This window comes from Candidatus Thiothrix phosphatis (assembly GCF_035668035.1).
In the GTDB taxonomy this organism is placed as follows: domain Bacteria; phylum Pseudomonadota; class Gammaproteobacteria; order Thiotrichales; family Thiotrichaceae; genus Thiothrix; species Thiothrix phosphatis.
Genome location: NZ_JAYMYJ010000137.1, coordinates 42,495 through 50,433, shown reverse-complemented (window position 1 = coordinate 50,433; position 7,939 = coordinate 42,495). Strand labels below are relative to the sequence as shown.

5 protein-coding genes are annotated in these 7,939 nt (G+C 59.9%); 3 read left to right on the top strand and 2 right to left on the bottom strand.

Annotated elements, in window-relative coordinates; translation table 11 throughout:
* The first annotated feature begins 276 nt into the window (after window positions 1–276).
* The 3 genes from VSS37_RS16320 (at window position 277) to thiO (ending at window position 4,884) form a co-directional block, all read left to right on the top strand.
* A complete protein-coding gene (locus VSS37_RS16320) occupies window positions 277–1,800 on the top strand; it encodes a hypothetical protein (protein ID WP_324696917.1) in 1,524 nt (507 codons plus the stop codon).
* 130 nt (window positions 1,801–1,930) lie between these two features.
* Window positions 1,931–3,655 carry a chloride channel protein gene (locus VSS37_RS16315; protein ID WP_324696915.1) on the top strand — a complete coding sequence of 575 codons (1,725 nt, stop codon included), beginning with the start codon at window positions 1,931–1,933 and terminating at the stop codon, window positions 3,653–3,655.
* A 116-nt stretch (window positions 3,656–3,771) separates the two neighbouring features.
* Window positions 3,772–4,884: a glycine oxidase ThiO gene (gene thiO, locus VSS37_RS16310; protein ID WP_324696914.1), complete on the top strand. Its 1,113-nt coding sequence runs from the start codon at window positions 3,772–3,774 to the stop codon at window positions 4,882–4,884.
* Between the two features lie 3 nt (window positions 4,885–4,887).
* Here thiO and glyS read toward each other — a convergent pair whose 3' ends face one another.
* Both glyS and glyQ read right to left on the bottom strand, forming a co-directional pair.
* On the bottom strand, window positions 4,888–6,960 hold the full coding sequence (gene glyS, locus VSS37_RS16305; RefSeq protein ID WP_324696913.1) for a glycine--tRNA ligase subunit beta: 2,073 nt from the start codon (window positions 6,958–6,960) through the stop codon (window positions 4,888–4,890).
* 2 nt (window positions 6,961–6,962) lie between these two features.
* Entirely contained in the window at window positions 6,963–7,877 is a 915-nt protein-coding gene (gene glyQ / locus VSS37_RS16300) for a glycine--tRNA ligase subunit alpha (protein ID WP_324696911.1), read from the bottom strand.
* Between the last annotated feature and the right edge of the window lie 62 nt (window positions 7,878–7,939).

The following is a 7,939-nucleotide window of genomic DNA, read 5'->3' as shown; positions in this document are numbered from 1 at the left end:
TGTCAAACTATGCACGTCTCCCCGGCAAAGCCGGGGGATTTCCCAATAGATTAACCTGCCTAAAATAATTCTGATTAAGACTTGTTCAAAAAATATATTGCGGTATAGTAGCTTGCAATAGGGATTTACACTCAGACAGGAACGTCACCATATTTTTATTTTATGAAAATCCGTGCAGAGACCCGTTACACGCTCTCTGCCAACCGGCTGGATTTGGGCTTGACAAAGACCTGTGGTTCCCCCTATTACACGTCCATTCAACGACAAGCACGCAGTATGGTTGATAAGGATAATATCCGTCTGGAACTAAAACGGCTGCTTACCAGCCGTATATTCGAGAACAAAAAACAGGCAAGCAATTTTTTGGCCTATATTATTGCCGAGAAATTGGCGGGAAGGGGGGATAAAATCACCCAATACGGCATCGCGGTTGAAGCATTGGGGCGCTCCACCGATTACTGCCCCACTGAAAACCCTGCCGTGCGGGTAGAAGCAGGCCGAGTCCGCAAGCTGCTGGAAGAATACTACGCCACCGAGGGCCGGGGCAGCACGCTGCATATCCAGTTGCCGGTGGGCAGTTACGAGCCTGTTTTCAAGGAGTTGGTGACGCAACCCGAGCATCAGCGGCAGGAGCCGTTGCTGGAACTGGATGTCAAAAGCATCCAGTCCGTGGGGCCGCGAATCTATATCAGCTGCCAAGACCCTGCCGGAATCCCGGACAACGCCACCCGCAACTTGGTTTACAACCTGATCTCCGGCCTGCCGGTGGCGTTGGGGCGCCTGCATGAGGTGCGGATTGCGCTGGCAGACCACGCCTCCTTACCTATCGGCCAGGATGAACTGGAATACGCCCGCGTGCAGCATCGCGCTGAATTCATCCTACGCTCCTCAGTCCAGAAGGATGGCCGCACCTTCACCGTCAGGCAAACGCTGTTGCATGCCAGGACAGGGGAAACCGTCTGGTCCAGCGACTTTGCACTGCCCCTGCTTTACTCCCCCAAACAACTGGACAGGATTTACACCCATCTGGTGCAGGAAGCCTTCAGCCTCAACCAAGGCGTGGCGCTGGCTTACTGGAGCCGGTACTGGCGCGGGCAGGCCACCATCCCCGCCCACTACCGGGTGCTGGCCACCCATGTCCATTTCGTGCAGGAAGACCTTTCCCGCAACAGCTTCCAGGCGTTCCTGCAAGCCTGCGAAGAGCGCACCCAGCTTTACCATGATGACGCCCTCGCCTATCTGCACTTCGCCATCCTGTGCCTGTATGCGCTGCTGCTGAATGTCCCCGGCAAGGCAGGCGTGCTCGGCAGGTGGCGGCAATTGTGCCTGCAAGCCCTGGAGCTGAACCCGGACAATGCGTTGGCCCATTGCATCTTTGCGCTGGAATGCCAGCACCGGGGGGATACGGAAATCACCGAAGTCGAAATCCAGACCGCCCGCCAAAGCAGCGCCTTTGACGCCACCTGTTCCCGCCTGCTGGCGGTGGGCCTGTGCGCCCTGCGCAACTGGGAATTGGCCAACGTCATCCTGAAGGAAGCCATTGACCAGGAATCAAGCTTCCCAGACCCGTTTCGCAGCATCCCCTGCCTGCATTATTTCCGGCAGGGCAAATTCATCCGCATGGCGGGAACCCAGACAGGCTTCCAATCCCTTGGTGGCTGGGCGACATTCGGCGTCCTGGCTGGCCACTGCCGCTCAGGCGACTGCCGCAGTTGCGTCCAACGCATCAGCCAAACCATTGATGACGCTTACCTCTCCGCCCATGACAGCCCATTGCTGGGCGAGCACACCCCCCAATAAAACGTGCCGCCACCCCGCCTCGAAATCGCCGCCATCCTGTGTTATGGTGGGCCGCCTCAGAAAGAAGGCCGCAGAGCCTTCCCAACAACAAGGAGCCCCACCTAAATCTTGTGGACACTGAGGTAAACCGTTGGACAATTCAAAGCTGATCTCCAGAAGCCTGGGCGCACTCTGCCTCATCGCCATCGCCATTGGCGTCCTCGCTGGCATTTTTTCATGGCTGTTCCGTCTCCTCATCGCCATCATCCATAACGCCGCCTTTCTGGGGCAATTCTCTACGCAATACGATGCCAATATTCACACGCCTGCCTCCTATCTGGGCTGGATGATCATTTTCGCGCCTGTCCTCGGCGGCTTGGTTGTCGTTTTCCTCATCCGCAACTTTGCCCCTGAAGCCAAAGGGCATGGCGTGCCGGAAGTGATGAGCGCCATTTACCACAAACGTGGCTTGATTCCGGGCAATGTCAGCATCGTCAAGGCGCTGGCTTCCGCCATTACTATCGGCACCGGCGGTTCGCTGGGGCGGGAAGGGCCCATTATCCAGATTTCCGCTGCCCTCAGCTCCTTTGTCGGCAGGCTGGCCAAGGTCAGCGTCAGCCAGCGCAACCTGCTGATCGCCTGCGGCGCCAGTTCTGGGATCGCCGCCACCTTCAACGCGCCGCTGGGCGGCATCCTGTTTTCGATTGAACTGCTGCTGGTGTCGATCAACAGCAGGACTGTCCTCCCAGTCGCCATCGCAGCGGTCATTTCCGCCAACGTAGGGCACTACCTGATTGGTGATGAGCCTGCGTTCTACATCCCTGCGCTGTTTGGGGCCGACACCAGCAAAGGGGTGCTGATTTCCCTGCTGGCCATCCCGCTGGGTGCCATCATTGGCCTGTTTTCAATGGTTTTCATCCGCAGCATCTATTTCGCGGAAGACCTGTTTGAAAAAATCCCCGTCAACGCTTACGTGCGGCACATGATTGGCACGCTGCTGCTGGGCGCCATGTTCTACAGCATTTACCTCCAATTCGGCCATTACTACGTCCAGGGGGTCGGTTACGCCACGATCCAGGACACCCTGACCAACGTCATCAGCCATCCTGGCTTCCTGCTGTTCCTACTGGCGGCGAAAGTGTTGGCCACCGGCCTGACCATCGGCTCCGGCGGCTCTGGCGGCGTCTTTTCACCGTCCCTGTTCCTGGGCGCAGTGCTGGGGGCTTTGTTTGGGAACCTTGTCACCCTGCTGTTCCCAGGCAGCGGCGTCAATCCGGTCGTCTTCGCGGTGACGGGTATGGCCGCCATGGTGTCGGGCACAACCAGCGCCCCACTGACCGCCGCCATCATCGTCTATGAAATGACGCGGGACTATAACGCCATCCTGCCCATCATGACGGCTGTCAGCGTCGCTTATGCATTGCGCCGCCATTTCATGAAAGGCGACATTTACACCCTGAAGCTGAACCGGCGTGGGCAGATGATCCCCGAAGAACTGGTCGCCGACCTGGGCTCACACGTCGTGATCAACGATATAGCTTCCCGCAATATCGTCTTTTTGTCAGAGCAGGACATGACCGCCAGCGACAAGGATTTCGCCTGCATTACCGAAGGCGGCAAGGTGGTCGGCGTGGTGGACTTGCACAGCAGCCACCTTGACCACGAAGTTCCGGTGCAATCCCTGAAGAAAAAACATTTCGTCGTCCTGCGTCCAGGCACGACCCTGACAGCGGCCATTGCGCAGTTTTACCAGGAGAAGCGGGACATCGCGCTGATCAGCAGAAGCGGCAACGCTGACCAGGATGCGGTGATCGGTGTCATCTCGTCCAAGCACTTGATAGACATGATTGGCGATGTCACCGCAACCCTGCGCTGATAAAATTGATGGAAACGGTGCCAGACCCAGGATTTTCCAAAGATAGGGCGCGGCATGGCTGGATGCCCCTGCTGCGTCTCCGTATACTTTAAGCCCCCCTGTTGCTGAGATGTCGAATGAAAGACGCAATTATTGTCGGCGGTGGCCTGTTGGGCATGCTGACCGCCCGTTCCCTGCATAAAGCCGGTCTCAAGGTCATGATCATTGACCAGGGCGAGCTTGGCAGTGAATCCACCTGGGCGGGAGGCGGCATCGTTTCGCCGCTGTATCCGTGGCGTTACCCGGCAGCCGTTTCACAACTTGCCCGTTACAGCCAGCAGCATTACCCGACCCTGTGCGCAACCCTGCGCGAAGAAACCGGCGTCGACCCACAGTGGATACGCTCCGGCCTGCTGTTTGCCGAAGATGAAGAATACCCCGCCGCGCAGGAGTGGGCGCAGACCTGGGGTTATGGACTGCAACATTTGACGACAGCGGAAGCCTTGGCAACCTGTGAGCCGCAACTGGCGGACAGCTTCCGCAGTGGCCTGTTTTTCCCGGAACTGGGGCAAGTGCGCAATCCACGCATCGCCCACGCGCTGCGCACCAGCCTGCGCCTGTTACCCGTAACAATCGCCGAGCACTACCCCGTCACCGGGCTGGAAACCGCCAATGGGCGCGTCACCGGGGTGCGCCTGGGGGATGAGGTTTTCCATGCTGACAACGTGATCCTCACGACCGGCGCATGGACAGGGTTATTTCCGGAAATGCAGGCGCTGAAGGTGGATGTCCGCCCGGTATTGGGGCAAATGATCCTGTTCCGTGGGCCGCGTGGCCTGCTGCAACGCATCGTGTTGAGCCAGGGGCGTTATCTGATTCCACGCAAGGACGGGCGTATCCTGTGCGGCTCCACGGTGGAAATGCGCGGCTTTGACAAGCACACCACCGCCGCCGCGCACGCAGAGCTGAAAGCCGCCGCTTACGCCATCATGCCAGCCCTGCGGGATTTGCCGATCCCCAACCACTGGAGCGGCCTGCGCCCCGGCTCCCCCAATGGCGTGCCTTATATCGACGAACATCCGGACATCGCCGGGCTGTATGTGAATGCCGGACACTACCGCAACGGCGTGGTGCTGGGGCTGGCGTCCGTGCAATTGCTGGTGGACCGGATACTGGGGAACAAACCCTGCCTTGACCCGTCCCCCTACCGCCTGGATGCGGTGCGCACCCCGACGGCAGAGTTCCGCTAAAGTTTACAGGACGGACAAATCCGCCACGCGCAGGAACAGCCCGCGCATCTGGTTGAGCAGCGCAATGCGGTTGTTTTTCAGCGCTGCATCATCCGCCATGACCATCACATCATCGAAGAAACGGTCTACTGGCTCGCGCAGTTCCGCCAATGACAACAGCGCATCCTCATACGCCCCGGCGGCAAACAGCGGGAGAACCTTGCCCTGCTGCGCCTGTACAGCCGCCGCCAGCACCTTTTCCGCCTCCACCTGCAACAGGGAAGCATTGACCGTTTCCGGCAGCACGCCTTCGACTTTCTTGAGGATATTGCTGATGCGCTTGTTGGCGGCAGCCAGGCTTTCGGCGGCGGTCAAGGCGCGGAAGGCGGCCACGGCTTTCACCCGGCGGTCGAAATCCAATGGCTGGGTGGGTTTGAGGGAAGCGACCGCATCCACCAAACTCGCGCCGATGCCCTGTTCCTGGTAGTAGGCGCGCAGGCGGTCGAGGATGTAATCCAGCGCCTCCTGCGTATCCGGCTTTTTGCCAAGCTGCGGCGTCAGGCCATCAGCGGCCTTGTCGAGCAAATCCGCCAGATCCAGCGGCAGTTGCTGTTCAATCAGGATGCGCAGGACGCCGAGGGCAGCGCGGCGCAGGGCGAACGGGTCTTTCGCCCCGGTCGGTTTCTGGCCGATGCCGAAAATCCCGGCCAGCGTGTCGAGGCGTTCCGCCAGCGCCAGAATGCGGCCGGTGGCGGTGGAAGGCAGTTCGTCACCGGCGAAACGCGGCATGTACTGCTCTTCCATCGCGGTGGCGACTTCGGCAGGCTCGCCGTCATGCTGGGCGTAGTAACGGCCCATCGCGCCCTGCAATTCGGTGAATTCAAACACCATGCTGGTCACCAGATCGCACTTGGCGAGTTCGGCGGCGCGCACCGCCAGCTTTTCGTCGACCCCCAACTGGTTGGCGATGGTGGCGGCCAGTTGCGCCACCCGCCCGGATTTGTCGTACAGCGTGCCCAGTTTCTGCTGGAACACCATGCTCTTGAGCTGTTCGCGGCGGTTTTCCAGCGGTTGCTTCTTGTCCTGGTTCCAGAAAAATTCGGCGTCGCTGAAACGCGGGCGGATGACCCGTTCATTACCAGCGGAAATCTGCGCCACATCGTTGCTTTCGATATTGGCGATGGTGATGAAGCGCGGCATCAGTTTGCCGTCGGCGTCCACCAGCGCGAAATATTTCTGGTTATCCTGCATAGTGGAAATCAAGGCTTCCTGCGGCACATCCAGGAACCGCTCCTCGAAACGGCCTGCGACCGGCACCGGCCATTCCACCAGCGCAGTGACTTCGTCCAGCAGCCCTTCCGGCATGATGGCCTTGCCGCCCAGTTCAGCCGCCAACGCCTCCACCTTGCGCTGGATCATTTCGCGGCGGGCGGCGAAGCGGGCGATGACATAAGCCCCACCCAACTGCTCGGCGTAAGTGGAGGGCTTGGCGATTTCCAGCGGGGCGGGCGCGTGGAAGCGGTGCCCATAGCTATGACGGCCCGTGCGGATGGAAAGGATCTCCGCGTCAATCACCTTGGCGTCAGCGATGGCGTCATCCGCCAGCATCACGACCCAATGTACCGGGCGCACGAATTCAGCCGCACCACTGCCCCAGCGCATCCGTTTCGGGATGGGCAGGCCAGCGAGGGATTTTTCCACGATGGCGGGGAACAGGTCGGCGGTGTCCTGCCCTTGCTGCTGCTGGCGGAACACCAGCCAAGCGCCCTTGTCGGTTTCCACCCGTTGCAGCGCGGCGAACGCCACCCCACAGGAACGGGCGAAACCTTCCGCCGCCTTGCTCGGGTTGCCGTCCTTGTCGAACGCGGCCTGCACCGCCGGCCCCTTGCGCTCAATGGTCTGGTCTTCCTGCCGTACCGGTACGCCTTGCAGCCACACGGCGAGGCGGCGCGGGGCGGCGTAAGGGAAGACGCCATGCGCTTGCAGGCCAGCATCTTGCAGACCGGCCACAATGCCGTCGGTAAAGGCTTCAGACAGTTTTTTCAGGGCTTTGGGCGGCAGTTCTTCGGTGCCGATTTCTACCAGTAAGTCGATCATGATCAGGCCGCCTTGTCTTCTGTTTGCAACATGGGAAAGCCGAGGGCTTCGCGGGCGTTGTAATAGGCTTCGGCAATGGCGCGGGACAGGGTGCGCACACGCAGGATGAAGCGCTGACGCTCAGTGACGGAAATGGCCTTGCGCGCATCCAGCAGGTTGAAGGTGTGCGAGGCGCGCAACATCTGCTCATAAGCAGGCAAGGGCAAACCCACCTCGATCAGGCGCTGGCTTTCGCGTTCGCACACGTCGAAGGTGTGGAACAGGTCTTCCACACTGGCGTATTCGAAGTTGTAGGTGGACTGCTCGACCTCATTCTGGTGGTATACGTTGCCGTAGGTCACCACGCCCTGCGGGCCTTTGGTCCAGACCAGGTCGTAAAGGCTTTCCACGCCCTGCATGTACATGGCCAGACGTTCCAGGCCGTAGGTGATTTCCCCGCTGACCGGGCGGCAATCCAGCCCGCCGACCTGCTGGAAGTAGGTGAACTGGGTGACTTCCATGCCGTTCAGCCACACTTCCCAGCCCAAACCCCAGGCACCCAGGGTGGGGGATTCCCAATTGTCCTCAACGAAGCGGATGTCGTGCACCAACGGGTCGAATCCCAGCATTTTCAGCGAGCCGAGGTACAGATCCTGGATGTTGTCCGGCGACGGCTTCAGCAACACCTGGAACTGGTAATAGTGCTGCAAGCGGTTGGGGTTTTCGCCGTAACGGCCATCGGTGGGGCGGCGGGAAGGCTGCACATAGGCGGCGCGCCACGGCTCAGGGCCAATTGCGCGCAGGAAGGTCGCCGGGTGGAAGGTGCCCGCGCCCATTTCCATGTCATACGGTTGCATGATGACGCAGCCATGCTGCGCCCAGTAGTCCTGGAGCGCCTGAATCAGCCCCTGAAAAGTGGAAAGGTCGTAATTAGCCATGCGACATCATCTGCGTTAGGTTTATGTCTGAAAATCAGCGAGTATACTGGAAGCCGCTGACG